Annotated in this window: 1 protein-coding gene; it reads left to right on the top strand. The window is 45.0% G+C overall.

What is annotated here, in order from left to right; all coding sequences use genetic code 11:
- Window positions 1-333, top strand: a 333-nt coding sequence (locus ACHFIZ_RS17985; RefSeq protein WP_410888357.1) for an IS66 family transposase, incomplete at both ends; no start/stop codon positions are given.

The following is a 333-nucleotide window of genomic DNA, read 5'->3' as shown; positions in this document are numbered from 1 at the left end:
ATACCAGGTCTATGAAAACTTCGCAAAACGTAGTGGTATTACCCATATGGGGTGTATGGCACATGCACGCCGCAAATTCTCAGAGGCAATGGACAACGATGCTTCAAGGGCTGAGTACGTGTTGAACGAACTACAGAAAGTCTATGCCATTGAACGCAGGTTCCTGGACCAGCAAATTGATGCTACACAATTACTGGCCGACAGAAATGAACAGGCAGTACCGATATTGCTAAAGCTAAAGGAATGGATGTTGGAAAATTATGTACGGGTATTGCCAAAAAGCCCTATTGGCAAAGCAATGCAGTATGCTTTATCGCGCTGGGATCAGCTATC

Source organism: Pedobacter sp. JCM 36344, assembly GCF_046546555.1.
GTDB lineage: Bacteria > Bacteroidota > Bacteroidia > Sphingobacteriales > Sphingobacteriaceae > Pedobacter.
Note: the sequence above shows the minus strand (reverse complement) of the source record. Positions and strands in the feature narration are given on the sequence as shown.